This is a genomic window from Streptomyces sp. NPDC102279, from assembly GCF_044766365.1.
GTDB lineage: Bacteria > Actinomycetota > Actinomycetes > Streptomycetales > Streptomycetaceae > Streptomyces.
The window spans coordinates 319,375-343,123 of record NZ_JBIWLU010000002.1; the positions used below are offsets into that span (position 1 = coordinate 319,375).

The following is a 23,749-nucleotide window of genomic DNA, read 5'->3' on the forward strand; positions in this document are numbered from 1 at the left end:
GCTCACGGCGGCGGCGTCCGGGACTCCAGGTCGGCCCGCGTGTCGTCGCCGTAGACGCCGGACTCGTCGCCGCGGATGCCGTACCAGAGCTGGAAGCGGGCCACCGCGTCGGCGAGCGGGGCGTCGAAGGTGCCGTCGGTGCTGCCGTCGTCGTACACGTTCGGGATCCGGAGCAGGCGTTGCTGGAGTGCCGTCACCTCCGGTCCGCTGTCGCCCTGTCGGAGCGTCCCCGCGCCGTCGGGGTCCGCCGCGCCGGAGGCGGCGCGGCCCGCGGGTGCCGTCGAGGACCGGGCGCCGGCTCCGGTCCGGGACGTGTCGTCGTTGTAGGCGCCCGACAGCAGGAGCGCGAGGGCGAACCCGGTCAGGGCCGCCGCGGAGACACCGACCACGAGGGCGGTGCGGCGTCGGGTCCGGCCGCCGGTCCGCGTCCTCGCAGCAGGGACCGGCGACAGCTCCTCGGTGTCGTCGTCCGCGGCGGGCGGCAGGGTGCGGCGTGCCGGCACGGGGACCGACTCGTAGCCCTCGTCGGCGTCGCGCCCTTCGTCGTCCTCGCGCACCTGCCGGACCAGTTCCGCCAGGGCCTCGGTGCGGCGGCGGCGCTGGATGTGGGTGGGTTCGATGGCGGAGCGGCCGGTGGATCGCCCGCGTTCGAGTGGTGTCGGCACACTGCTCCCCTTCCGTGCGCGTGGTCTGGGGCCGTCTGCGGGGAGTGATACGCGAGTGCGGGACGCAGCGTTCAGCCGGGCGGAAACACTCGCCACAGCAAACGATCGATACGTTCAATTCGGTAAGGGTTGTTGAGCGTTTGAACGTAGGCATGCTAGAAACCGCCGTCATGACGACTCGTTGGTCACGCCGTGGTTTTCTCGCCGCAAGCAGCGGCACCGCTCTCGCGCTCGGGGCGCACAGCGCCGCCGAGGCCGCACCCGCCGCTTCCGCCGCGAGATCCGGTTCCCCGGCGAGGGCGGAGGCCGCCGACGAGTTCGCGACGCTGCGCGCCAAGTGGCGCACCCTGATCCTGGGCGAGGGGTTCAGCCCGACCGCCGAGCCGTTCAGGAGCCGGCTCGCCGACCTCGGCACCACGGCGGGCGGACTGCGGTCCACGATGGCACCGGCCACCGGATCGCTCTGGCCCGACCTGGTCTACGCCGACCCGGACCCCGACACCGACCAGGAGTCGTACGGCTTCTCCGGCAACCTGAACACCAGCTACACCCGGCTCGCCACGCTCGCGCAGGCCTACTCCCAGCAGGGCACCGGGCTGACCGGCGACAGCACGCTGCGCGACGCGATCCTCACCGGCCTCGACCACCTCCACGACGAGGCCTACAACGCGACCCAGGCCCGCTACGGCAACTGGTACAGCTGGCAGATCGGCGCACCGCAGGCGCTGCTCGACGTGTGCGTGCTGATGTACGACCAGCTGTCGGCCGCGCGGATTAGCGGGTACCTCGCCGCCGTGGACCACTTCGTGCCGGACTCCGCGGTCGCCGCGTACACGGGGACGAGCACCGGCGCCAACCGGGTCGACCTGTGCCGAGTGCTGGCCCTGCGCGGGGTCGTCGGGGCCGACGCCGCGAAGATCGCGCTGGCCCGGGACGCCCTCTCCCCCGTCTTCCCGTACGTGAGTTCCGGGGACGGGCTGTACACGGACGGCTCGTTCATCCAGCACACCACCGTCCCCTACACCGGGTCGTACGGTTCGGTGATGCTCGGCGGACTCGGAATGCTGTTCGCCCTGCTGGCGGGGTCCACGTGGGCGGTCACCGACGCGGGCCGGCAGATCGTGTTCGACGCGGTGGAGAAGGCGTGGGCGCCGTTCCTCTACAACGGCCTGGTGATGGACGGCGTGTCGGGCCGGGCCATCAGCCGCGGGGTGTCCGCCTCGGACGCGCAGCACGTCCAGCAGGACGACCATCTGCGCGGCCACCCGATCCTCGCCTCGATCGTGCTGCTCGGGCAGGGCGCGAGCAGCACGGAGAACGCGCTCTGGCGCGGACTGGTGAAGGGCTGGATGCAGCGCGAGTACTACAGCCCGCCCCTGAGCAACCCCGCCCTCGGCCTGACAAGTCTCGCCCGGCTCAAGGGCGTTCAGGACGACACCTCGGTGTCGGCGATCGCCGAGCCGACCGGGCACCGCCTGTTCACCAACATGGCCCGGGCCACCCACCGCCGACCCGGCTGGGCCGCGTCGATCAGCATGGCCGACCGCCGGATCACCTACTACGAGACGGGCAACGGCGAGAACCTGCGCGGCTGGCACACGGGTTCCGGGATGCTCTACTGGTGGGGCGACACGTATGCCAACGGCCAGTACAGCGACGCGTTCTGGCCCACCGTCGACCCGTACCGGCTGCCCGGCGCCACCGCCTCCCGCAAGGCGCTCGCGGACGGGGCCGGCGGAGACTGGGGCGCGTCCCTGCCGGACGTGAACTGGGTGGGGGGCGCGACGGACGGAGCGCGGGCCGCGATCGGCCAGTACCTGAAGGGACTGCAGAGCACGCTGCTGGCGAAGAAGTCGTGGTTCTGCCTCGACGACGCGATCGTCTGCCTGGGCGCGGGCATCACCTGCACGGACGGTGCGGCGGTGGAGTCGACGGTCGAAAACCGTAATCTTGGGCCCACCGGCAGTTCCGCCTTCACCGTCAACGGCAGCGTCAAGCCGTCCACTTACCCCTGGTCGGCCACACTGTCCGGCACCTCGTGGGCCCACATCGCCGGCCACGGCGGCTACGTCTTCCCCGGTGGCGCCACCGTCAAGGCGCTGCGCGAGGCCCGGGACGGCAAGTGGAGCGACATCAACAAGGGCAGCTCCACGACCGTCGTGAACCGCAAGTACCTGACCCTGTACGTGGATCACGGCACCGCTCCCACGGCCGCCACGTACGCCTACGTGCTCATGCCGGGCGCGTCCGTCGCCCAGACGCAGGCCAGGGCGGCGGCGTCGACATGGCTGACCGTGCTCGCCAACACCGACGACCAGCAGGGCGTCACCGTCCCTTCGCTGGGCTTCACCGGGGTGAACTTCTGGTTCGCGGGCACGGCGGGCGCCCTCACGGCGAGCAAGCCGTGTTCGGTGATGATCAGCGAGAAGAGCGACGGCACCGCCGTCATCTGTGTCAGCGACCCGATGCGCGCGCAGACCGGCCTCACCCTCACCTGGAACAGGGCGGTCGCCTCCGTGACGTCGAAACCCTCGACCGTCACCTCGGCGACCACCGGTTCCGCGCTCACCCTCACCTTCGGCGACCTCAGCGCCACCGCGGGTGTCACCCAGAGGATCACCGTCAAGACGGTCTGAGGACGAGGAGCCCGGGCCCGCGCGCGGCGGGTCCGGGGCTCCCCCGAGCGCTCCCTCAGAGGGCGACAACCGTCGAGGGCCGTGCGTCCCGGTCTCCGGGCGTCCCCTCCGACGGCCGGAGACCCGGGGTCCCGGCAGCCGTGAACGGCCGGCCGTCGAGGGTCCAGTGCCGGTCCGCGTCGCGGCCCAGCGCGGTGAACACCTGCGCGGCGACGTCGACATGACGCACGGTGGCGGGCGCCGGGCCGATGCCCGGACCCGCGGCGATCACCCACGCCGTGCGCTCCCGCGCCGAACGGCCGCCGTGGCCACCGGCGTCGACATGCCCGTGGTCGGTCACGGCGAGGACCGTCCAGTGTTCCCGGTCGTACGTCGGCCGGCCGCGCACCGCGTCCAGCAGTCGGCCCACCCGCGCGTCCGCCCGCCGCACCGACTCCTCGTACGCCTCCCCGCAGCCCAGGTGGTGCGCGGTCTCGTCGGGTGCGCCCAGGTAGACGAAGGACGCGTCGATGTCGTCGGCGGCGTCGGCGAGGACGCGCGCCGCCTCCGCGGTGATCCGTTCGTCGCAGCGTTCCCAGGCCTCGGGGGTGTCCTCGACCGGGGCGACGTAGACGCTCCTGGAGGGAGCGCGGAAGAGCGGGCCTCCGTCGCGCGCCTGCATGAGCGGCTGCCAGCCGGCCGCGACGAACGTGCGGCGGCCGTACTGCTGCGCCAGCCGGGTGGCGAAGTCCGGGAAGACGTCGAGCCGGTGGCCCCCGAAGTCGTTGCTCCACACCCCGTGCTTGTCGACGCCGACGCCGGTGACGACGGTCGCCCAGCAGGGGCCGGACATGGTGGGGGTGCGGTCGTCGACCTCGACGGGCGCGAGGAAGCCCTCGGCGGCGAGGGTGTCCAGGTGCGGCGTGGGCAGCCGGCGCAGCGTGTCCAGGCGGACGCCGTCGATGCCGACGACCAGGACACGGCGGTCGGCGGGGGCGGGCGCGGGCATGGGCGGTCCCTTCGGGGTGGGCGGTCAAGGGCGTGGTGAGGAGGCCGGGTCGGCGCGCACGGCCGGCAGCCGGCCGCCGACCCGGGCGCGTCGGCCCGGGTGGGCGGCGTCGACGAAGGAGTCACCGAGGCGGTCCGCCGCTGCCCGTGGGCACGGACAAGTCGGCGGCACGGGTGGCCTGTTCAGGCCGAGCGGGTCAGCTCGTCGGGGCCGACCCCGTACGCGAACGGCAGGCCCTGGGCGTAGCGCTGCACCTCGTCGACGGCCCAGTCGGTCATGCGGCCCAGCTCGTTGCCGAGGGAACCCGCGATGTGCGGGGTGAGCAGCACGTTCGGCAGGGTGTAGAGCGGGGACGAGGCGGGCAGCACCTCGGGTTCCGTCACGTCGAGGACGGCGCGCAGGCGTCCGGCGACGAGGCACTCGGTGAGCGCCTCGGTGTCGACCAGCGAGCCACGTGCGGTGTTGATGAGCGTCGCGCCGTCCCGCATCAGCCCGAGCCGCCGGGCATCGAACATGTGGCGGGTCTCCGGGAGTTGGGGTGCGTGGATGCTCACCACGTGGCTGCGCCGGACCAGGTCGTCCAGCTCGACTGGCTCGACGCCGAGGGTCCGGGCGTCGGCCGGGTCCAGGTAGGGGTCGTGCAGCAGGACGTTCAGGTCGAAGGGGCGCAGCAGGTCGATGACGCGCCGTCCGACGCGGGAGGCGCCGACGATGCCGACGGTACGACGGTGGTTGCCGTAGCCGGTGAAGTACGGCAGCAGCGCGGGCTGTTCGCGGGATGCCGCGTAGTCGTGAGCGATGTCGAGGACGCGTTTGTTCGCGAACAGGATGGCGGCCAGCGTGAACTCGGCGACCGGCACCGCGTTCGCGTCGGCGGCGGACGACACGGTGATGCCCTGCTTCCAGACCGATGCGGTGACGTGGTGCTTGACGGAGCCGGCCGCGTGGACGACGGCCCGCAGGCGCGGCATGCGGGCGAGCGCCCCGTCGGTCAGGAGCGGTGCGCCCCAGTGGGTGAACAGGACCTCGACGGAGCCCAGTTCGGTGGCGTCCGCCGCGTCGAAGTCGGTGATGGGGGCGGATGCGTCGACGGTGGCGATCCGGGCCAGGCGGTCCAGTGCGCCCTCGGCGACCAGGGAGCGGTGGATCTCGCGTCCCATGGCGAGGGCGGTCCTCGGGCTGCGGGCCGCCGCCGGCCGGTCCGAACCGTTCGGGAGGGTTCCTTCCGTTGCGAGCATGGTCACTTCACCGCGCCCGCGGTCAGGCCCGAGCGCCAGAAGCGCTGGAGGCAGACGAAAGCGACGATCAGCGGGACGACGGCGACGAGCGAGCCGGTGATCACGAGCGAGTAGTACTCGGGCTGTTGCTGCGTGACGCTGTTCCACATGAACAGGCCGAGGTTGACGGGGTAGAGCTTCTCGTCGTTCAGCATGACGAGGGCGCCGAAGAAGTTGTTCCAGCTGGCGGTGAACGAGAACAGGAAGATCGTCATGAAGGCGGGGGCGAGCATCGGCAGCGCGATCCCGGCGAAGGTGCGCACCTCTCCCGCGCCGTCGACTCGGGCGGCCTCCAGGACCTCGTTCGGGACGTAGCCCTCGGAGAAGACACGGGCCAGGTAGACACCGAAGGGGTTCACCAGCGCGGGGAGCAGCAGGGCCCAGTAGGTGTTGACGACGCCGACCTTGGTGGCGAGCAGGTACATCGGGAGCTGGATCACGGTGGTGGGGACGAGGACGCCGCCGAGGACCGCCGCGAACAGCTTCTCCTTGCCCTTGAAGTCGTACTTGTCGAAGGCGTAGCCGGTGGCGACGGACAGGAACGTCGAGGCCGCCGAGCCGACGACCGAGTACAGGACGCTGTTGCCGAACCAGCGCAGGTAGATGCCGTCGTTGAGGGTGAGGACGTGATGCAGGTTGGTGAACAGGTTGAAGTCGCCGAGGGCGAAACCGGACGTGCCGAACAGGTCCCGGGGGTTCTTCGTGGCGGCCAGCAGCAGCCAGCTCACCGGCATCAGGGTGTAGAAGGCCGCGACGATCAGCAGGCCGTTGACCACGCCCTTGGAGAGCAGCGTGCCGGGTGAGGTGCGGCGCCGGGGGCGCGGCGCGGCCGTGGGCCCGGGGTCGGTCCGGGGGTGGGCCGGGCCGGTGGTCCGGGTGAGCGTGCTCATGAGGCGGCCTTCCACCGGTTGCCGAGCCGGGTGACGATGTAGGAGAGGATCACGCCGAGCAGGGCCAGCAGCAGGGACGCGGCGGCGGCGAGTCCGTAGTCGTGCTGCACGAAGCCGGCCTTCCAGATGAACAGGGTCGGCGACCACGCGGTGTCGACGGAGGGCGCTCCGCGCTGGTTGAGCAGCTTGGGCTCGGTGAAGATCTGGATGGCGCCGACGCAGGTGAACAGGACGGTCATGACGACCGCGGAGGCGATCAGCGGGACCTTGATCTGCAGGGCGGTGCGGATGGCGCCGGCGCCGTCCACGACGGCCGCCTCGATCGTCTCGCGAGGGACGGCCTGCAGCGCGGCGTAGAAGATGACCATGTTGTAGCCGATCCACTGCCAGGCGCACAGGTTGACCATGGAGGAGAGCACATGGTCGTTGCTGTAGAAGTCCCATGAGCCGCCGAGTGCGCCGATCCCGTCGAGCACGGGGCTGAGGCCCGGGGTGTACAGGTAGATCCAGATGATCGAGGCGATCAGTCCGGGGATCGCGTGCGGCAGGAACAGGGCGAGCTGGAAGAACCGTTTGGCGCGGGCCATCGCGGAGTCGACGAGCAGCGCGAGGACGAGCGAGCCGCCGATCATGACCGGGATGTACAGGGCGCAGTAGAGCGCGATGTGGGCGAAGGAGGCGCGGAACCCGGCGTCGGACAGGGCCTTGGTGTAGTTGCCGAGCCCGGAGAAGACGCGGTCGGTGCCGCCGAAGCCGAGTCCCGAGGAGCGTTCCTGGAAGAGGCTCATCCATACGGCGTAGCCGATGGGCGCCGCCATGACCGCGGCGAACAGGACGAAGAACGGGGTGACGAGGAGGGCCGCCGCCCGGCGCTGGCTGCGCCGGAGCTTCGAGGGACCCGGGGGTGTCGCCGGGGAGGTGTGCCGGGCCTTCACGGCCGGGGCGAGAGGTGCTGCCACGGTGGGGCTCCTTGGCGGGCTGGACGCTTCGGGGAGAGTGCGCGAAGAGAGGACGGTGACCGGGTCCGGCCGGGTCGCGTGATGCGAACGGCCGGACCCGTCAGCTCACTTGGCGAGCTTCAGACCGCGCTCGGTGATCCCCGACTCGGCGTTGCGCTGGCCGGCCTCGATGCCGCCGGCAAAACCGGACTTGGCCGTGGCGTCCTGGACTGCGGTGTAGACGTCGAGCTGGTCGGGGCCCCAGGTCCAGCCGGGGACGATCGCGTCGACCTGCTCGGAGGCGAGCTTGTAGAGGTCCTGGCCGTGCAGGTACGCGGTGTCGAACCGGGCCGCGGCCACCTCGCGCATCGCGGGGTCGGCCGGCACGGCGCTGCTGGGCGACTCCAGGTCGGCGAGCCGGGCCTCGACGCCGGCCTTGTCCGTGGTGAGCCACTTGATGAACTCGGCGGCCTGCTCGGCGTGTTCGCTGCCCTTGAGGACGCCGTAGGAGGTACCGCCGTAGTTGCCGGTGGCGGAGGTGCCCCAGTTCGGCATGGGCGCGGCGGCCCACTTCCCGGAGAGGTCCGGCATGGCGGTCTTCAGACCGCCGGCCGACCAGGAGGCGCCGAGGAAGGAGAGCGTCTTGCCGGACGTGCGGGCCTTGGTCTCCTCGGGGCTGTACGCGGTGTACGACTGGACGAGGCCGTCCTTGACGAGGCCGTCCCAGTAGTCCGCGACCTTCTTGCTGGGCGCGTCGTTCACGGCGGGCTTCCAGGCGTCGCCCTCGGTGGTGAACCACTTGCCGCCGGCCTGCCAGGCGAGGGCCGCGAGGAGCGCCGCGTCGGACTTCGGCATGGAGGCGAGCCGGACGTTCTTGTCCTGCTTCTTCACCGTGGCCGCCGCGGTCTTGAAGTCGGCCCAGGTCTTGGGGACTTCGATGCCGTACTTCTTGAACAGGTCGGTCCGGTAGTAGTAGAGCTGCGGCGCGACGTCGTAGGGGACGGTCCAGGTTCTGCCGCCGAAGGTGACCAGGCTCTGCACGGCGTCGGGGAACTTCGACTTGACCGTTTCACCGGCGTACTTGGTCAGATCGATCAGGTTTCCCTGGCTCGCGAACTCCGGGACCATCTGGTACTCGATGGTGGCCACGTCGGGTGCGTTGCCGCCCTTCACCGCGTTGGACATCTTGCTGTATCCCTCGGTGCCGCTGGGGATCTCGGTCAGCTTGACCTGGATGTCCTTGTGCGTCCTGTTGAACGCCTCGACGGTCGACTTGGCCCCGAGCGTCCAGGTCCAGTAGGTCAGGGTGACCGGCTTGCCGTCCGAAGCGGCGGCGGAACCGCCGTCGTCGCCGCCGCACGCGGTGGCGAGCAGGCCGAGGGCGGCGACGGTGGCGGTGGCGGCTATACGGAACGAACGTGAAGTGCGCGACATTGCACGGCTCCTACGAGACCTCGTACGGGAAGAGGCGGATGCAGGACATCATTTGTGCGCACACGATCAGAGTCAAGAGCGTTCGACCAAGACAATCAAAACGATCGCAGAACGCTCAGTTCTTGGACGTCGCGCCACCGCACGACGAACGGACCCTCAACTCAGGGAGGAGTTCCAGGTGTTGCCGGGGCGTCGGATGCTGCCCGCCCGCGCGCTCCGCGAGCCGCTGGAGCAGCAGCTTGGCGGCCAGCTCCCCCACCGACCGCTTCGGCGGCGCGATGGCCGTGAGCGGGACGTCGGCGAGCCCGGCGACCTCGTCGTCGTAGGCGATCAGCGCGAGATCCCCGGGCACGCCGATGCCGCGTGCCTGGAGCTTGGGCACCAGCACGATGGCGTCCTCGTCGCTGTGCACCAGGGCCGCGGTGACGCCGCGCTTCTCCACCGCCTCCACGAGGTAGTCGATGCTCGCCTCGTAGTCCCCGTGCTCACGGACGGACGGCGCGCCCGCGTCGACGTCCAGGCCCAGGGAGCGCACGGCGGCCAGGAACCCGGAGGAGATCTGCGCCGCGTGCGGGCCTTCCTGGAGGACGGCGGTGATCCGCCGGTGCCCCAGGGAAGCGAAGTGCCCGACCGCCACGGCCGCGCCGTGCGCCCGGTCGGTGCGGACCCGGTCGAGGCCGGCCGCGGGGTTCCCGGCGGGTGCGGACCGCTCGACCAGGACGGCAGGCACCGGGCAGTCCAGGAGCCACTTCTCCTGCCCGTCCACGGGCACGCCGCCGAACCAGCTCGGCGCGACGAGGAGTCCCTCCGCACCGCCCGCCACCAGGTGTTCCGCCTGGACGGCGTCCTCGGAGTCGACGTATCCGGTCATCCCGAGGACGAGCCGGCCGCCCTGGGCCCCGACGGCCTCACGAGCTCCGCGGACGATGTCGGCGAAGATGTAGTTGGTGGTCGGCACGATCATTCCGATCACGGTGCCTTCGGCGGACACCGGACGGGGCCGCTCCTCCCCCGCGGTCTCCCCCGGCCACACCACCGCCCCGTGCAGCCGCTGCACCCGGCCCTGCGCCGCCAGGGTCTCGACGTCGCGCCGCAAGGTCACCGCGGAGACACCGAGTTCGGCCGCGAGGTCGGCGACCCGCAGACTGCCGCGCTCCCGGACGAGTTCGAGCACCCGCTCATGACGCTGGTCGACGTGCAGTCGCATGGCTCCCCCTGGGGCAAGGCCGGACGGACGATCTACGGGCGAACGCGGAGCGTGATCCCGTGAGGTCACTGTACGCCCACCATCGTATCGATCGCTTTCGCTCAATACGATCGAGCGGCGGGCTCGCACGGAGCGATCAGACGGACGTACACGCGCTGTGCCCGTCGGGCGGCGCCCCGGGACGGTCGCGACAAGGCCGCCGAGTTGACGGAAGGTTGACCAACCCCACGGAAGGTTGACCAATTCCCTGGAGATCGCTGACACATGCATCAATATCGTCGGCCGCATGCCCCCACAACCTCCGAGAACACCCGCGCTCCCGGTCCTCCCCTACCGGAAACCAACGCGCGACAGGGACTACTGGGTCTTCGACGACGTGCTGCCCGACCCCGACGCCGTACGGTCCCGGTGCGTCGCCAAGGACGACTGGGTCAAGGGTCATCCCTACACGTCGGAGAGCTGGCCCGGTCTGCGCACCATGCCCGGCCTGGAGCCGGCCGAACTGGGGCGGGTGGAGCGGCTGGTGAAGAAGGCGACCGGCTCCCGCGGGCTGTGGCAGCAGACCACGCCCTCGGGCGCCACCCTCAACCACAACTGCGTCCAGGTCGTCGGCAAGGACGAGGGGGAACCACGCCCGCACACAGACTCCCGCGCCCTGTGCCGGTACGCCGCGGTGCTCTATCTGAACCCGAACGTCCCCAAGGACTGCGGGACGAGCTTCTTCCGGCAGAACCTGCCCGGCGGCCGGCTGGGCGGCAACGTCGTCGCCGCACCGCACAACAACCTGGTCGAGGCGCTCGGGACCCGCTTCGTGCCCCCGGACTCCTTCGTCGAGGACATCCGCGTGCCGCACCGCTACAACCGGCTGCTCCTCTACAACGCCAACCTGATGCACACCGCCACCGACTACTGCGGGACCACCATGGAGGACAAGCGGATGACGGCCGTCTTCTTCTGGATGGCGTGAACGCGGGCTGCTTCCCGGCAGGAGCGGCCGCGGACCGGGAGGTCCGGGCCGCTCCTGGCCGTTCGGAACAGGAGCGGCCGGCGAGGGGGCGTCGGGGAGTCGGGGAGTCGGTGCCAACGGGACATTTCCGCGCTACGACTGGGTTACGTCCTGCTCAAGTTCTGGTGGCCGAGCGGTGATCTGGTCATGATGGGCATATGACCTTGGCCTCCAGAGCCATGACGCGACTGGCCGTATGGCCCGACCTCGCGGAGACCCGGCCGAGCTGCGGCACGGGACGGGCCCTGGGCGCGGCCCGGTGCGAGATCCTCCACTTCCACTCGGACCAGGACGTGGACCTGCACCTCACCGACCGGGCGATCCGGCGGTTCGAGGACCACCTCAAGGACTCGACGGCCGTCCGGATGGTACCCGGCTCCCGCTGGGTGACCATCCACCTGGAGGTCGACTCCGACATCGACCTGCTGCTCACCCTGGTGAGCGTCGCCCTGCAGGCCCATATGAACGGTCACCTCATGGGCGATGACGCCCTGACGACCGCCTGCAACGACCACTGACATCCCGGGCAAGGCACTCAGTTCCCTCCGAGATGGGTACCGAGTGCCACCGTGTCCGTTTCGGTGCTAGTTTCCGAGCATGAACGAGGCACCTGGGCGCCGTGCTGCCGCCGACCCGTCCACCGTCCGGCCGCCGATGCGGGACGCCCTGGTCGGGGCCGCCTTCCGGCTCTTCCTCGAACGCGGCTACGAGGGGACCACCGTCGACGACATCGTGTCGCTCGCCGGCGTCGGACGCCGTTCGTTCTTCCGCTACTTCCCCTCCAAGGAGGACGTGGTCTTCCCCGACCACGAGCGCTGTCTGGCCGACATGAGGGCGTTCCTGGACGAGAGGGAGGGCACCACGGACGACCCGGTGCGGCGGGTCTGCGACGCCGCGCGGCTCGTGCTGCGCATGTACGCGGAGAACCCGACGTTCTCCGTCCAGCGATACCGCCTCACCAAGGAGGTCCCGGGGCTGCGCGCCTACGAACTGTCCGTCGTCTGGCGTTACGAGCGCGCCCTCGCCGAGTACCTCCGCGGCCGCTCCGCGGGACGGCCCGGCGGCACGCTGCGCGCCGACGTGGTCGCCGCCGCCGTGGTCGCCGCGCACAACAACGGCCTGCGGTCCTGGCTGCGTTCGGACGGCAAGGGCGACGCAGGGGCCGCCGTCGACCAGGCGCTCGGGTACGTGCAGGAGACGTTCGGCGGATCGCCCGGCGCGGCGGCCGCCGAGACGCCGGAGGACGTGGTCGTGGTCGTCTCCCGGCGCGGGGCGCCGATGTGGCGCGTGGTGCAGGAGATCGAGTCGGCGTTCGCACGGGACTGACCCTCTCCGTATCCTCACATTCCGAGGGTACGGAGTGCCTTTACGGGTGACACTCAGTGCCATATCCTGTCGGTGTGCCCGGCGCGCCGGGCACCTCAGATTCCGGCCGAGCGCAGGGAGTTGACATCGTGTACCACCCAGGAAGCGCCTTCCCCCCGGGCCTCGGCCACGCGACCGACGTGCTGGACGCCGCCGCCGACGAACACCCCGGAGACCGTCTCCTCTTCCAGCGGTGCCGCTGGTGCGCCACCGCCATGTACAGCCGCCTCATCTGCCCCGCGTGCGCGGGCAGTGAGCTGCGGACGGAGGCGAGCGCGGGTATGGGCATCGTGCGGCACTCCACCGTGATCCACCGCAACACCCCGGCGGCCCGCAACGTCTCCCTCATCGAGATGGCGGAGGGGTTCACCGTCCGCGGCCGCGTGATGGGTTCGCCCGCGACCATCCACAGCGGTGACCGGGTCCAGCTCTCCAACGCCCAGGACCCGGTGCGCCGTCAGCCGGTCTTCCAGCTCGTCGACGGCCCGTACAGCGCCTGGAGTTGAGGCGGGTTCAGCGCCGGGCCGACGGCGTCGGCGCGGCTTCACGATTCACGCGCGCACGGGGGTTCCGGCGCGTCAGGCTCCCCGGACCCGCGCGCTGTTCACGGTGTCCGCGTGATCCGGATGCCGACCGTGCCGCTCTCGCCTCGGCGCAGGCGGCTGCCGAACAGGGTGAGCCGGCCGATCAGCCCGTACTTGCGGGCGATGAGCTTGCGGTAGCGGGCGGTGTCCTCCGGGCCGAGGATCTCCGCCGTGGCCGCGACCGGCTCGCCCGTCGGCCTTCCGCGTACGTCGCAGGATCCGATCAGCACGTCGGCCCGGTTACGGATCCGCTTCACCTTCCAGCTGTCGGTGGTCGTCCACGCGCCGAGCGCGGGACCGTCCCGCACCACCCAGACCGGCGTGGCGACACCGGTGCCGTTCTTGCGATAGCTGGTGATCAGCAGGTACTTGCCCGAGCCCAGGGTGTCAAGCGAGACCTCGTCCATGGCGGAAGTGTATGCGCGCGGCACGGCTCGGCCCCGGCGGGGCCGAGCGGGCGGCCGGGGATTTCCTAGGACAACTGACCGTCGTAGTCCGGCAGCTTGTAGGTGCGCTCGGCGTGGCCGCCGACCAGGTCCGTCATGTTGTTGCCGACGTTGGCGACGATCGTGTAGCCGAGGGACTCGATCCGGGCGCGCTTGCCGGTCTTGTAGGCGCTCACCTCGTCGAAGAGGTCGGGCAGGTCACGGACGTAGAGGCCGTCCACCGGGTAGCCGACGCTCTGCAGGTTCCACTTCGTCTCCGAGGCGATGATGCCGGGACGCGCGGTGACGAAGAAGACGGCGACACCGCGGGAGTGCGCGTACCGGGCGAGCTCCAGGGACGCCTTCACCGCGGGCGTGGGGAGCTGGTACCAGGGGTGGAAGTCGGTCTCCAGCGTGGTGTTGTCGATGTCGAAGACGAGGGCGAGCTTCTGTCCGCCGGCGTTCGCGGCGCGCTGAGCGACGTACGGCGTCGCCTGGTCGACGACCCCCTGGACGTCACGCTGCCAGGTGGCGTAGTCGACGTCGGCCGTCGCCGTCGTGCTCGCGACCGCCCGCACCGGTGCCGCCGTGGCGGACCCCGCCGCCGTGACCGTCCCTCCCACACCCAGTGCCACGACCGCCGACACCGCGCCCAGCCGGCGTCCCACACCGCGTCCCGTCATGCCAGTCCCCTTTTCACGTCTCACGATTCACGTCTCAGGTCTGTCTGTGGAGTGCGCGCACAGCGCGACGGCGACGGTGCCTGGCCCGTCGCCGCGGCTGACATGATCCTGGCAGTGCGTGTACGGAGAGGGAAGAGACAGTTACTGATCGGTAGAGATACGGGTGGCCGGTCCGGCGGTCCTTGGTGCGGTGGCAGACGTCCGCGTCCCGTGTGAGCCTGGGCTCGCGGCGGGGCAACAGCGGAGAGAGGGCTGCTCGGATGCACGGACCGAACATCGTCATCGTCGGCGGCGGTTTCGCCGGGGTCGAGGCCGCCCGAGGTCTGGAGCGGACGCTCGCCCAGGGCGAGGCCCGGATCACCCTGGTCAGCCCCACGGACTATCAGCTGTATCTGCCCCTCCTGCCCCATGTCGCCGCCGGAGTCCTGACACCCCAGTCCGTCGCCCCCTCCCTTCGCCGGATCCTGCGCCGCACCGTGCTGGTGCCGGGCGGGGTGATCGGCGTCGACACCGGGGCCAAGGTGTGTGTCGTCCGCAAGATCACCGGTGATCTGGTCAACCTGCCCTACGACTATCTGGTCCTCACGCCGGGCAGCGTGACCCGTACCTTCGACATCCCCGGCCTGGCCGACGAGGCGCGCGGCATGAAGACGCTCTCCCAGGCGGTGTACCTGCGCGACCACGTGATCGCCCAGCTCGACCTGGCGGCGGCCACGACCGACGACACCGAGCAGGCGGCGCGGCTCCAGTTCGTCGTGGTCGGCGGCGGATACGCGGGCACCGAGACGGCGGCCTGCCTGCAGCGGCTGACCACGGCGGCCGCGAAGCGCTACCACCCGCGCATCGACCCCGGTCTCATCAAGTGGCATCTGGTGGACGTCGCGCCGAAACTGCTCCCCGAGCTGGGCGACAAGCTGGGCGCGAGCGCGATGCGGATGCTGACCGAGCGGGGCCTGCACATCTCGCTGGGAACCACCGTCGCCTCCGTCACCAAGGACGAGATCACCCTCACCGACGGACGGGTGCTGCCCTCCCGGACGCTCGTGTGGACGGCCGGTGTCGCGGCGAGCCCGCTGGTGGACTCGCTGGGCGCGGAGACCGTGCGCGGCAGGATCGTCACCGAGCCCGACTTCAGGGTGCCGGGGCTGGACGGCGTGTTCGCGCTGGGCGACGCGGCGGCGGTGCCCGACCTGGCCAAGGGGGACGGCTCCCCGTGTCCGCCCACCGCGCAGCACGCGGCCCGGCAGGGACGGCACGCCGCCAAGGTCCTCGCGGCGAAGCTGCGCGGGCAGCCCACCCTGCCGTACCGGCACAAGGACCTCGGCCTGGTCGTCGACCTCGGAGGCCACGACGCCGTCTCCAAGCCGCTCGGCATCGGCCTCAAGGGTGTACCCGCGCAGGTCGTGGCCCGCGGCTACCACCTGTTCGCGCTGCCCACCGGGACGGCCCGGTTCCGTACGACCGCCAACTGGCTGCTCAACGCCGTCGCGGGCGACGACTTCGTGCGCACCGGGTTCCTCGCGGGCCGCAAGGGCACCCTGCGGGACTTCGAGCGCACGGACGTGTACCTGACGCGGGAGGAAGTGACCGCCCGGACGCGCGCCCGCACGTAGCGGCGACTCGGGCCCTCGTCGGTCCGTCGGTCCTGCGGGGCGACCCGGCCCGAGGAGCGCCGCGTCCTCGCGCCCGCCCGCGCACACCGCCCTTCACGGTGGCGGTGAACGCGCGGGCGGGGGCGCACGTATGAGGGGAGGGCTCTCGACCGGGGCTCCCGGCGGCGGTGACGCCGTCTCCGCTCGGCTTCGGGAGCCCCTGCATGAGGCACGCACGACGACGGATCGTCCGACGGGGGGCACGGTTCGCGGCTGTCGGCGGCCTGCTCTGCGGAGGCCTGATGGTGACGCACGCGATGGCGAGCGAACCGTCCGACACGTCGCCTGCCACGGGGAGTTCGGTGCGGACGGCCGTCACGACCGGGGCGGGGCTGGTGTCCCGGCTGGGTGCCACGCGCACCGCCGGGACGTGGGTGGCCGGCGACGGGCGCCCCGTCGTCGCGGTGACCGACGCGGAAGCGGCGGCCGAGGTGAAACGGGCCGGTGCCCGCCCGAAGGTCGTGCCGCACAGCATGCGTGACCTCAAGTCGGCGACGCAGGAGCTGAGTTCGGCGCCGAGAGTGCCGGGCACCGCCTGGGCGGTGGACTACACGAAGAACGAGGTCGTCGTGCAGGCGGACAGCACCGTCTCGGCGTCCGACTGGTCGCGCATGACGAAGCTGGCCGACGGCATCGGGGACGAGGTGCGGATGCGGCGCACCCAGGGCACGTTCACGACCCGCGTGAACGGCGCCACGGCGATCTTCTCCACGGGAGGACGCTGCTCGGCGGGCTTCAACGTCACCAACGCAAGCGGTGAGTTCATCCTCACGGCCGGGCACTGCGGTCCTGCCGGATCGGTGTGGTTCTCCGACAACTCGGGCCGCCAACAGGTGGGTCGGACCGTCACGACGGCCTTCCCCGGCAGCGACTTCTCCCTCGTGCAGTACGACGCCGGGCAGGCGCCAGCCGGGGGGACCAACATCGTCGCGATCGGCGGCGGCAACGGCGTACGGATCAATGGCGCCGCCGATCCGGCCGTCGGACAACGCGTCTTCCGCAGTGGCAGCACCAGCGGCCTGCGCGACGGGAAGGTGACCGCGCTGGGCGCGACGGTCAACTACCCGGAGGGGACGGTGACCGGGCTGATCGAGACCACGGTGTGTGCCGAACCGGGCGACAGCGGAGGCCCGTTGTTCTCCGAGGGCATCGCGCTCGGGGTGACCTCGGGCGGCAACGGCGACTGCACGAGCGGCGGTACGACGTTCTTCCAGCCGGTGACGAAGGCGCTCACGGCGCTGGGGGTGAAGCTCGCCGGCCAGGCGCAGGGCGCCGGCGGCGCGGCGGCGGCCTCGTCGCTCGCGCCCTCCGCGCAGGCTTCGGCGGCCCCGCAGGGCGCGGCTGCGGCGCCGGGTTCGGCGGCGCCCGGCGCGGTGGAGGCGGTGGGCGGTACGGGGACGGCGCAGACGTTCGTGTCACGGATCACGGACCCGCGGAACGTCGGCCCGGGCCTGCTCGTCATCGCGGGAAGCATCATCGCGCTGGTGGCGACACGCTTCGTCCGCTCGGAGCAGGACCGCAAGGCCTATCGGAGGCAGTATTCCCAGAGTTGGGGGTGAGTCAGGCGGCCTGTGTGGCCGAGGGGGAGTCGGCTTGTGCCCATTCGAGCACGAGCCGCTGGTACTCCCGCCGCTCTTCCATGCTCAGCGTCCCGCCCGCCCGGAACCACAGGGCCCTGATCTCCTCGTTGACCTGGTCGGCAGAGCGCCGGGTCTCGGTGTCAGGAGTGGTGGACATGGTGTGAAGCATACGGTCCTTGCCGTGAAGACGATGTGAGTAAAGGTACACCGGACGACATTACGGACCGTGAAGCTCATCACTCAGGTGCCGGGCTTGCGTCCGTACACGTAGACGTCGTCGCCGTTCTTCAACAGCGACCAGTACTTCTTGGCGGTGGTCGAGGTCATGTTGACGCAGCCGTGCGAGCCGGGCGGGTTCCACATGCTGACGCCCACCGAGTGGAACGCCTGGCCGCCGTCGAAGAACTGGCTGTACGGCATGGCCACGTGGTAGATGCTCGACACGTGGTCGATGTGCCGCCAGTAGATCTTCTTCAGACCGGTGCGGGTCTCGTAGCCGTTGCGGCCGGTGCGGACCGGGACCGGACCGTAGACCAGACGGCTGCCGTCCTGGATCCAGCTGATCTGCAGCGTGAGGTTGACGCAGGCGATCCGGCCCTTGTTCACCGGGCACTTGCCGTCCTTGTTGGGCTTGTCGCCCACGGCCTTCTGCTTGTTCATGAGATCCATCACGCCCCAGGTGACGGGTCCCGCGTAGCCGATGTTCGGGGTGATGCCGTGCTTCGTCTGGAAGGCCTTGATCGCCTTGCAGTCGGCGCTCGACTGCCGGCCGTCGACCGGACGCCCGAGGAACTTCTCCACCTGCTTCTGGTTCGGGCCGGTGGATGTGGTGCAGCTCGCGGCCTGTGCGGGCGTCGCGCCCAGGGCGAGGGTCAGCGGTGCGACCAGGCCGGTGATCCCGAGCGCGACGGCTCCTCGTCTGCGTATGTCCCCCATGGCGGGCCTTCCGTGTCGTGTCCATCGTGTTGTCTGCCTGCTAGACGGCGCATGGGGGTATTTCGTTGTGCTGCGGATCGGGATGGGACCGAACGGTGACATTCCTCGCCGATCGGCGCCCCTCGACACCGGTCCAGTTCCTCCGGATTGGACCGGGGACCGGGCGGGGTGACGCGCCTACGCTGCGGTCATGCATCCCGCTCTCGCCGACGACCTCGCGCGTTTCCCCGAACTCCTCCAGGCCGCCCGCGACGTCGCCACCCGGGAGCTGAGCGGTCTGGGCGACCGCCCGGTCGCCCACCCGGACGGCGCACCCGGCCCCGCGCCCCTGCCCGTCGAGGGAGAGGGCGCGACAGGTGCCCTCTCCCGGTTCGCGGAGCAGTGGGCACCGGGATTCTCCGGCTCCGCCGGTCCGCGCTACCTCGGCTTCGTCACCGGCGGCGCGACGCCCGCGTCCCTCACCGGGGACTGGCTGACCGGCGCCTTCGACCAGAACGTGTCCGGGAGCACCGGTTCCGTCGCGAGCGCCCTGGAGCACGAGACGCTCGGGTGGCTGCGCGAGCTGTTCGGGCTGGGCGAGGAGCACCGCGGGGCGTTCGTGAGCGGGGCGACGGTCTCCAACACGGTGGGGCTCGCCGTCGCACGGGAGTGGCTCGGCGAGCGCCGGGGTGTGTCGGTCGAGCGCGAGGGCGTCGCCGCGCTGGGCCCGGTGACCGTGCTGTCGGGAAGCCCGCACTCCAGCGTCGCCAAGGCGCTGTCCGTGCTCGGTCTCGGCCGGGACAGCCTGCGCCCGGTGCCGGTGCTGCCCGGCAACCGGGAGGCTGTCGACGTCGCGGCGCTGGACGCCGCGCTCGGCGCACTCGACGGCCCGGCCGTCGTCGTGGCGAACGCCGGGACGGTGAACACGGTCGACTTCGACGACCTGAGGGCGATCGCGGCGCTCCGGGAGCGCCACGACTTCTGGCTGCACGTCGACGCCGCGTTCGGCGGCTTCGCCGCCCTGTCCCCCGCCTACGCCCCGCTGGTCGCGGGCCTGGACGCGGCCGACTCCGTCTGCGTCGACCTGCACAAGTGGCTCAACGTCCCCTACGACGCGGCCGTGCAGTTCACCCGCCGCCAGGATCTTCAGGTGAAGGTCTTCCACAACGCGTCGCCCTATCTGGGACTCCCCACCGGTGAACCGGACTTCCTGCATCTGACGCCGGAGAACTCCCGCCGGCTGCGGGCGCTCCCGGCCTGGTTCTCCCTGGCGGCGTACGGCCGGGCGGGGCATCGGGAGATCGTCGAGCGCAACGTCGCGCTCGCCCGGCGTCTCGGCGAGCGGATCGCCGGCGTCGCGGGACTGCGCCTCCTCGCGCCGGTCCGACTGAACGTCGTCTGCTTCACGCTCGCCGACGATCCGACGGAGCGGCGCGTCCACGCGTTCGCCGATGCCGTCGCCGCGTCGGGCGAGGCGTTCGTGACCCCGACGTTCTACGCGGGGACGCACGGGCTGCGTGCCGCGTTCAGCAACTGGCGTACGACGGAGGAGGACACGGACCGCGTGTTCGAGGCACTCGTGCGCTGCCGCGCTGACGCTCGCTCCTGAGGCCGGTTCAGCCTTCCTCGCCGTCGTCCCCGGGGCGCCGGCGAACCTGCCGGAACCCGGTGTTGACGGCCAGCACCCCGCCGTCGACGCGCAGGGTCGTGCCGGTGATCCAGGCGGCGTCCGCGGAGGCGAGGAAGGCGACGGCGGCCGCGATGTCCTCCGGTTCGCCGACCCGGCCGAGGGGGTACAGCCCGGCCGCGACGGCGAGATCGTCGTCGCGGCCCTCCCACGCCGTGGTGCGGACGGTGCCCGGTGCCACCAGGTTGACGCGGACACCGCGCTCCGCCGCGTGCCCGGCCAGCGTGCGCGTGAGCGACATCAGCCCCGCCTTGGCCGCGCTGTAGGCGTGGTTGCCGAAGTCCTGGATGCCGTTGACGGAACCGATGGTGACGATGGCCCCGCGGCCCGAGGCCACCAGGTGAGGGAGGGCCGCGCGGGAGCAGCGGTAGGCGCCGCTCAGCGTGACGTCCAGGTCCAGGGCCCAGTCCTCGTCCTCCTCGTCCTCGAAGAGCGGGGCGTCCGGGGTGCACCGGTAGGCGTTGTTGACCAGCACGTCGAGGGAGCCGAAGGCCTCAACCGCGTACGCCACCGCGGCCTCGACCTGGGTCCTGTCCGCCACGTCGCACGTGAACGCCTCCGCGCGGGCGCCGAGTTCGCGCAGCGTGCCCACGGTCTTCTCGGCCGCCGCCAGGTCCACGTCGGTGACGAGGACCCGTGCACCCTCCTCGGCGAAGCGTCGGGCGGTCGCCGCGCCGATGCCCCGGGCCGCGCCCGTGATCAGAACTCCGTGTCCTTCGAATCGCCTCATCGCAGTCATGGCAGGGAACGTACTGCCATGATCGCCGCCGCGACAGACGTCGTACGACCGCGATCTCGTCCGGGCGGGCGCGTACCTCCGCCTCCCGGATCCGGGCGCCCGCCGTCCTCATGGGCAACTCCGTCACCGGTAGCCGGTCACGTCCGCGGGCCTCCCCTTGTCCTGGACCTCGACCATGTAGCGCCAGGCGTCCGGGCGGCTGCCGTCCCGGTCGGTGAAGCCGTACTCCTGGGCGAGCCGACCGCCGGAGAGCGACTGCCCGTTCCAGCGGGCGACGTCCGGGTCACCGGCCAGCGCGGCGACCGCTCGCCCCACGTAGAAGGGTGTCTCGGAGATGGAGAAGTGCGGGACTCGCTCCTCGGCGTCGTGCCAGTTCTCCTCGGTGACGCCGAAGGCTTCGAGCATGATCTCCGAGCGCATCCAGCCGGGGGTGAGGGCGACGGCCGTCGCGCCGCGGGGGCCCAGTTCGTGTCCGAGGGCGAACGCCATCCGCAGGACGGCCGACTTGGCGATGTCGTAGAAGAAGGAGACCCGGTAGGTGTCGCGGTTGTACTCCGCCGTGCCGTCCGTCATCTCGACGACCAGGCCGCCGGGCCGGCGCAGCAGCAGGGGCAGCGCGTGGTGGCTGGTGACGGCGTGCGTCTCGACGGCGAGCCGGAGCAGGCGCAGGCCGTTGTCGAGGTCGTGCTCCCAGACGGGGGTGTCCCACTCGAAGAGCTTCTCGGAGCCCCAGATGTCGTTCACCAGGATGTCCAGGCGCCCCTGTTCGTCCGCGATGCGGGCGACGAGCGCCTCGACCTCGGACGGGACGAGGTGGTCCGTGGGGACGGCGATGCCCCGGCCGCCCGCCGCGGTGACCAGGTCGGCGGTGTCCTCGATGGTCTCCGGACGGTCGTACTCGGAGCGCCGGGCGCGTGTGCTCCGCCCGGTCACGTAGACGGTGGCGCCCGCCGCGCCCAGTTCCACCGCGATCCCGCGACCCGCTCCCCTGGTCCCTCCCGCGACCAGCGCGACCTTGTCCCGCAGCGTGTCGTGCGACGACCCCGACATGTCCGACCTCCGTACCGTGGCGCACCCGGGCTGTCCCCGCCCGTGTGTCGCTACGAGCTTCTCCTGGAAGCCGGACACCTTCTGTCAGGTATTTGGGAGCGTTTCGGCTGTGTCGCCGGACGCCTGCCCGGCGGTCCCCCACAGGGGCCGCCGGGATCCCGCTCGCGCGGGCGTCAGTGCCCGCGGGCGATCCACTCCTCCAGGTGCGGGGCCTCCGCGCCGATCGTGGTCGTGTCGCCGTGTCCCGTCCGCACGACCGTCTCGGCCGGCAGGGCGAGCAGCCGGTCACGGATCGAGTCGATGATCGTCGGGAAGTGGGAGTAGGACCGGCCGGTCGCGCCCGGCCCGCCCTGGAAGAGGGTGTCGCCGGAGAAGAGGGTGCCGAGACCCGGGTCGTAGAGGCAGACCGCGCCCGGTGCGTGGCCCGGGGTGTGCAGCACGGTGAGGTCCGCGCCCGCCGCCTCGATGACCTGCCCGTCCTGGAGCCAGGCGTCGGGCAGCCGGTCGGGATGGGTGACCTTCCACAGCGGCAGGTCGTCGGGGTGCAGCCAGATGGTGGCGCCGGTGCGCTCGGCCAGGGCGGGGGCGGCGTCGATGTGGTCGTTGTGGGCGTGTGTGCACACGATCGCGGTCAGCCGCCGGTCGCCCACCGCCTCGGCGATGGCGTCGGCGTCGTGCGCGGCGTCGATGACGATCGCCTCGTGGTCGTCGCCCACGATCCACACGTTGTTGTCGACGTCCCAGGTGCCGCCGTCGAGGGAGAACGTGCCCGAGGTGACGAGGTGTTCGATGCGGGCGGTCATCACAGCATCACCACCGAGCGCAGCACGTCACCGTGGTGCATCCGCTCGAAGGCGGCCTCGATGTCGTCCAACGCGATCGTCTCGCTGACGAACGCGCCGAGGTCCAGTCGGCCCTGGAGGTGCAGGTCGATCAGCATCGGGAAGTCGCGGGAGGGCAGACAGTCCCCGTACCAGGACGACTTGAGGGAGCCGCCGCGGCCGAAGACGTCGAGCAGCGGGAGTTCGAGCTTCATCTCCGGGGTGGGGACACCGACGAGGACGACCGTACCGGCGAGGTCGCGGGCGTAGAAGGCCTGCTGGTACGTCTCCGGGCGGCCCACGGCGTCGATGACGACGTCGGCGCCGAAACCGCCGGTGAGTGCGCGGATCGCCTCGACGGCGTCGTTCTCACGGGAGTTGACGGTGTGGGTCGCGCCGAGCTTCTCGGCGGTCCTGAGCTTGCGGTCGTCGATGTCCACGGCGATGATCTTCGCCGCGCCGGCGAGGCGGGCCCCGGCGATCGCCGCGTCGCCGACTCCGCCGCAGCCGATCACGGCGACCGTGTCGCCCCGGCCGACGTTGCCCGTGTTGATGGCGGCGCCGATGCCGGCCATCACCCCGCAGCCGAGGAGACCGGCCACCGCCGGGGAGACGGAGGGGTCGACCTTGGTGCACTGGCCGGAGGCGACGAGCGTCTTCTCCGCGAAGGCGCCGATACCGAGTGCCGGGGACAGTTCGGTGCCGTCCGTCAGCGTCATCCTCTGCTTCGCGTTGTGGGTGTCGAAGCAGTACCAGGGCCGCCCGCGCAGACAGGCACGGCACTGCCCGCACACCGCGCGCCAGTTGAGGACGACGAAGTCGCCGGGTGCCACGTCCGTGACACCGTCGCCGACCGACTCCACGATCCCGGCGGCCTCGTGACCGAGCAGGAACGGGAAGTCGTCGTTGATTCCGCCCTGCTTGTAGTGCAGGTCTGTGTGACAGACGCCGCAGGCCTGGATCTTCACCACGGCCTCGCCGGGCCCCGGATCCGGCACGACGATGGTCTCGACACGCACCGGCTCGTTCTTGCCCGGTGCGATCACGCCCCGTACTTCCTGCGCCATGTGACTGAGCCCCTTTTCCTGGTCGACGTTCCGTCGACCGACCCTACGGTGTGACCGGCCGGTAGAAGGCCAGGTGGCCCCGGCGTCCCGGGTCCCGTCGCCGACGTAGCCTGAGCGTCCCGTCTCAACTCCCGCGAGGA

The 23,749-nt window shown here is 71.3% G+C and carries 23 protein-coding genes; 8 read left to right on the forward strand and 15 right to left on the reverse strand.

The genetic code is table 11. The annotated features are described in order from the left end of the window. Positions 1–2: 2 nt before the first annotated feature. Positions 3–665: a peptidoglycan-binding protein gene (locus ACIRQH_RS04960; RefSeq protein ID WP_388877007.1), complete on the reverse strand. Its 663-nt coding sequence runs from the start codon at positions 663–665 to the stop codon at positions 3–5. Positions 666–835: 170 nt separating this feature from the next. Between ACIRQH_RS04960 and ACIRQH_RS04965 the strand changes: the two genes are divergently transcribed. After that, complete coding sequence (locus ACIRQH_RS04965; RefSeq protein WP_404224266.1) at positions 836–3,301, forward strand: polysaccharide lyase 8 family protein; 2,466 nt, start codon at positions 836–838, stop codon at positions 3,299–3,301. A gap of 55 nt (positions 3,302–3,356) precedes the next feature. Here the strand turns inward: ACIRQH_RS04965 and ACIRQH_RS04970 are convergent, their stop codons facing one another. The 6 genes from ACIRQH_RS04970 to ACIRQH_RS04995 all read right to left on the reverse strand — a co-directional run bounded on the left by ACIRQH_RS04970 (position 3,357) and on the right by ACIRQH_RS04995 (position 10,035). After that, entirely contained in the window at positions 3,357–4,289 is a 933-nt protein-coding gene (locus ACIRQH_RS04970; protein WP_388877001.1) for an alkaline phosphatase family protein, read from the reverse strand. Between the two features lie 182 nt (positions 4,290–4,471). Beyond that, positions 4,472–5,527, reverse strand: a complete 1,056-nt coding sequence (locus tag ACIRQH_RS04975) for a hydroxyacid dehydrogenase (RefSeq protein WP_388876998.1) — start codon at positions 5,525–5,527, stop codon at positions 4,472–4,474. Positions 5,528–5,529: 2 nt separating this feature from the next. After that, the gene (locus tag ACIRQH_RS04980) at positions 5,530–6,456 is read right to left on the reverse strand and encodes a carbohydrate ABC transporter permease (RefSeq protein WP_404224269.1); all 927 of its coding nucleotides are present in this window, start codon (positions 6,454–6,456) and stop codon (positions 5,530–5,532) included. Next, positions 6,453–7,415 carry a sugar ABC transporter permease gene (locus ACIRQH_RS04985; RefSeq protein WP_358815912.1) on the reverse strand — a complete coding sequence of 321 codons (963 nt, stop codon included), beginning with the start codon at positions 7,413–7,415 and terminating at the stop codon, positions 6,453–6,455. The genes ACIRQH_RS04980 and ACIRQH_RS04985 overlap by 4 nt, the downstream gene beginning before the upstream one ends. Before the next feature lie 105 nt (positions 7,416–7,520). Next, positions 7,521–8,828, reverse strand: coding sequence for an ABC transporter substrate-binding protein (locus ACIRQH_RS04990; RefSeq protein ID WP_388931557.1), 1,308 nt, complete (start codon positions 8,826–8,828; stop codon positions 7,521–7,523). 115 nt (positions 8,829–8,943) lie between these two features. Further along, positions 8,944–10,035 carry a substrate-binding domain-containing protein gene (locus tag ACIRQH_RS04995; protein WP_404224272.1) on the reverse strand — a complete coding sequence of 364 codons (1,092 nt, stop codon included), beginning with the start codon at positions 10,033–10,035 and terminating at the stop codon, positions 8,944–8,946. Between the two features lie 286 nt (positions 10,036–10,321). On the opposite strand from ACIRQH_RS04995, the gene ACIRQH_RS05000 reads away from it, so the two are divergent. From ACIRQH_RS05000 to ACIRQH_RS05015, 4 genes are all read left to right on the forward strand, one after another. Beyond that, a complete protein-coding gene (locus tag ACIRQH_RS05000; RefSeq protein ID WP_388876987.1) occupies positions 10,322–11,002 on the forward strand; it encodes a DUF6445 family protein in 681 nt (226 codons plus the stop codon). Positions 11,003–11,199: 197 nt separating this feature from the next. Further along, positions 11,200–11,559, forward strand: coding sequence for a luciferase family protein (locus ACIRQH_RS05005; protein WP_388876984.1), 360 nt, complete (start codon positions 11,200–11,202; stop codon positions 11,557–11,559). A 136-nt stretch (positions 11,560–11,695) separates the two neighbouring features. Continuing rightward, positions 11,696–12,367, forward strand: coding sequence for a TetR family transcriptional regulator (locus ACIRQH_RS05010; RefSeq protein ID WP_388877164.1), 672 nt, complete (start codon positions 11,696–11,698; stop codon positions 12,365–12,367). A 125-nt stretch (positions 12,368–12,492) separates the two neighbouring features. Then, on the forward strand, positions 12,493–12,912 hold the full coding sequence (locus ACIRQH_RS05015) for a Zn-ribbon domain-containing OB-fold protein (protein ID WP_388877161.1): 420 nt from the start codon (positions 12,493–12,495) through the stop codon (positions 12,910–12,912). A 98-nt stretch (positions 12,913–13,010) separates the two neighbouring features. Here the strand turns inward: ACIRQH_RS05015 and ACIRQH_RS05020 are convergent, their stop codons facing one another. After that, on the reverse strand, positions 13,011–13,397 hold the full coding sequence (locus ACIRQH_RS05020; RefSeq protein ID WP_388931563.1) for a PPOX class F420-dependent oxidoreductase: 387 nt from the start codon (positions 13,395–13,397) through the stop codon (positions 13,011–13,013). A 65-nt stretch (positions 13,398–13,462) separates the two neighbouring features. Next, positions 13,463–14,098, reverse strand: a complete 636-nt coding sequence (locus ACIRQH_RS05025) for an HAD family acid phosphatase (RefSeq protein ID WP_404224275.1) — start codon at positions 14,096–14,098, stop codon at positions 13,463–13,465. 260 nt (positions 14,099–14,358) lie between these two features. Here ACIRQH_RS05025 and ACIRQH_RS05030 point away from each other — a divergent pair, with 260 nt between their 5' ends. Continuing rightward, a complete protein-coding gene (locus tag ACIRQH_RS05030) occupies positions 14,359–15,711 on the forward strand; it encodes an NAD(P)/FAD-dependent oxidoreductase (protein ID WP_358815905.1) in 1,353 nt (450 codons plus the stop codon). 203 nt (positions 15,712–15,914) lie between these two features. Then, on the forward strand, positions 15,915–17,309 hold the full coding sequence (locus ACIRQH_RS05035) for a S1 family peptidase (RefSeq protein ID WP_404224277.1): 1,395 nt from the start codon (positions 15,915–15,917) through the stop codon (positions 17,307–17,309). A gap of 1 nt (position 17,310) precedes the next feature. On the opposite strand, the gene ACIRQH_RS05040 is transcribed toward ACIRQH_RS05035, so the two are convergent. Both ACIRQH_RS05040 and ACIRQH_RS05045 read right to left on the reverse strand, forming a co-directional pair. Then, positions 17,311–17,499, reverse strand: a complete 189-nt coding sequence (locus tag ACIRQH_RS05040; RefSeq protein WP_081220706.1) for a hypothetical protein — start codon at positions 17,497–17,499, stop codon at positions 17,311–17,313. Between the two features lie 71 nt (positions 17,500–17,570). After that, positions 17,571–18,266: a L,D-transpeptidase family protein gene (locus tag ACIRQH_RS05045; RefSeq protein ID WP_388876973.1), complete on the reverse strand. Its 696-nt coding sequence runs from the start codon at positions 18,264–18,266 to the stop codon at positions 17,571–17,573. A gap of 190 nt (positions 18,267–18,456) precedes the next feature. Between ACIRQH_RS05045 and ACIRQH_RS05050 the strand changes: the two genes are divergently transcribed. Continuing rightward, positions 18,457–19,854 (forward strand): pyridoxal phosphate-dependent decarboxylase family protein, encoded by a 1,398-nt coding sequence (locus tag ACIRQH_RS05050; protein ID WP_404224279.1) that lies wholly within the window; start codon positions 18,457–18,459, stop codon positions 19,852–19,854. 7 nt (positions 19,855–19,861) lie between these two features. Here ACIRQH_RS05050 and ACIRQH_RS05055 read toward each other — a convergent pair whose 3' ends face one another. From ACIRQH_RS05055 to ACIRQH_RS05070, 4 genes are all read right to left on the reverse strand, one after another. After that, a complete protein-coding gene (locus tag ACIRQH_RS05055; protein WP_388876969.1) occupies positions 19,862–20,671 on the reverse strand; it encodes an SDR family NAD(P)-dependent oxidoreductase in 810 nt (269 codons plus the stop codon). 123 nt (positions 20,672–20,794) lie between these two features. Next, a complete protein-coding gene (locus ACIRQH_RS05060) occupies positions 20,795–21,721 on the reverse strand; it encodes an SDR family oxidoreductase (protein WP_388876966.1) in 927 nt (308 codons plus the stop codon). Positions 21,722–21,894: 173 nt separating this feature from the next. Continuing rightward, positions 21,895–22,524 carry an MBL fold metallo-hydrolase gene (locus tag ACIRQH_RS05065; RefSeq protein WP_358815899.1) on the reverse strand — a complete coding sequence of 210 codons (630 nt, stop codon included), beginning with the start codon at positions 22,522–22,524 and terminating at the stop codon, positions 21,895–21,897. Next, positions 22,524–23,609, reverse strand: coding sequence for an S-(hydroxymethyl)mycothiol dehydrogenase (locus ACIRQH_RS05070; protein WP_388876963.1), 1,086 nt, complete (start codon positions 23,607–23,609; stop codon positions 22,524–22,526). The genes ACIRQH_RS05065 and ACIRQH_RS05070 overlap by 1 nt, the downstream gene beginning before the upstream one ends. Positions 23,610–23,749: the final 140 nt, after the last annotated feature.

Excerpts from the sequence above, each read along its gene's own strand:
- ACIRQH_RS04965 (WP_404224266.1), top strand. The coding sequence starts at position 836 with ATGACGACTCGTTGGTCACGCCGTGGTTTTCTCGCCGCAAGCAGCGGC.
- ACIRQH_RS04970 (WP_388877001.1), bottom strand. The coding sequence starts at position 4,289 with ATGCCCGCGCCCGCCCCCGCCGACCGCCGTGTCCTGGTCGTCGGCATC.
- ACIRQH_RS04975 (WP_388876998.1), bottom strand. The coding sequence starts at position 5,527 with ATGCTCGCAACGGAAGGAACCCTCCCGAACGGTTCGGACCGGCCGGCG.
- ACIRQH_RS04980 (WP_404224269.1), bottom strand. The coding sequence starts at position 6,456 with ATGAGCACGCTCACCCGGACCACCGGCCCGGCCCACCCCCGGACCGAC.
- ACIRQH_RS04990 (WP_388931557.1), bottom strand. The coding sequence starts at position 8,828 with ATGTCGCGCACTTCACGTTCGTTCCGTATAGCCGCCACCGCCACCGTC.
- ACIRQH_RS04995 (WP_404224272.1), bottom strand. The coding sequence starts at position 10,035 with ATGCGACTGCACGTCGACCAGCGTCATGAGCGGGTGCTCGAACTCGTC.
- ACIRQH_RS05000 (WP_388876987.1), top strand. The coding sequence starts at position 10,322 with ATGCCCCCACAACCTCCGAGAACACCCGCGCTCCCGGTCCTCCCCTAC.
- ACIRQH_RS05005 (WP_388876984.1), top strand. The coding sequence starts at position 11,200 with ATGACCTTGGCCTCCAGAGCCATGACGCGACTGGCCGTATGGCCCGAC.
- ACIRQH_RS05010 (WP_388877164.1), top strand. The coding sequence starts at position 11,696 with ATGCGGGACGCCCTGGTCGGGGCCGCCTTCCGGCTCTTCCTCGAACGC.
- ACIRQH_RS05020 (WP_388931563.1), bottom strand. The coding sequence starts at position 13,397 with ATGGACGAGGTCTCGCTTGACACCCTGGGCTCGGGCAAGTACCTGCTG.
- ACIRQH_RS05025 (WP_404224275.1), bottom strand. The coding sequence starts at position 14,098 with ATGACGGGACGCGGTGTGGGACGCCGGCTGGGCGCGGTGTCGGCGGTC.
- ACIRQH_RS05030 (WP_358815905.1), top strand. The coding sequence starts at position 14,359 with ATGCACGGACCGAACATCGTCATCGTCGGCGGCGGTTTCGCCGGGGTC.
- ACIRQH_RS05035 (WP_404224277.1), top strand. The coding sequence starts at position 15,915 with ATGAGGCACGCACGACGACGGATCGTCCGACGGGGGGCACGGTTCGCG.
- ACIRQH_RS05040 (WP_081220706.1), bottom strand. The coding sequence starts at position 17,499 with ATGCTTCACACCATGTCCACCACTCCTGACACCGAGACCCGGCGCTCT.
- ACIRQH_RS05045 (WP_388876973.1), bottom strand. The coding sequence starts at position 18,266 with ATGGGGGACATACGCAGACGAGGAGCCGTCGCGCTCGGGATCACCGGC.
- ACIRQH_RS05050 (WP_404224279.1), top strand. The coding sequence starts at position 18,457 with ATGCATCCCGCTCTCGCCGACGACCTCGCGCGTTTCCCCGAACTCCTC.
- ACIRQH_RS05055 (WP_388876969.1), bottom strand. The coding sequence starts at position 20,671 with ATGACTGCGATGAGGCGATTCGAAGGACACGGAGTTCTGATCACGGGC.
- ACIRQH_RS05060 (WP_388876966.1), bottom strand. The coding sequence starts at position 21,721 with ATGTCGGGGTCGTCGCACGACACGCTGCGGGACAAGGTCGCGCTGGTC.
- ACIRQH_RS05065 (WP_358815899.1), bottom strand. The coding sequence starts at position 22,524 with ATGACCGCCCGCATCGAACACCTCGTCACCTCGGGCACGTTCTCCCTC.
- ACIRQH_RS05070 (WP_388876963.1), bottom strand. The coding sequence starts at position 23,609 with ATGGCGCAGGAAGTACGGGGCGTGATCGCACCGGGCAAGAACGAGCCG.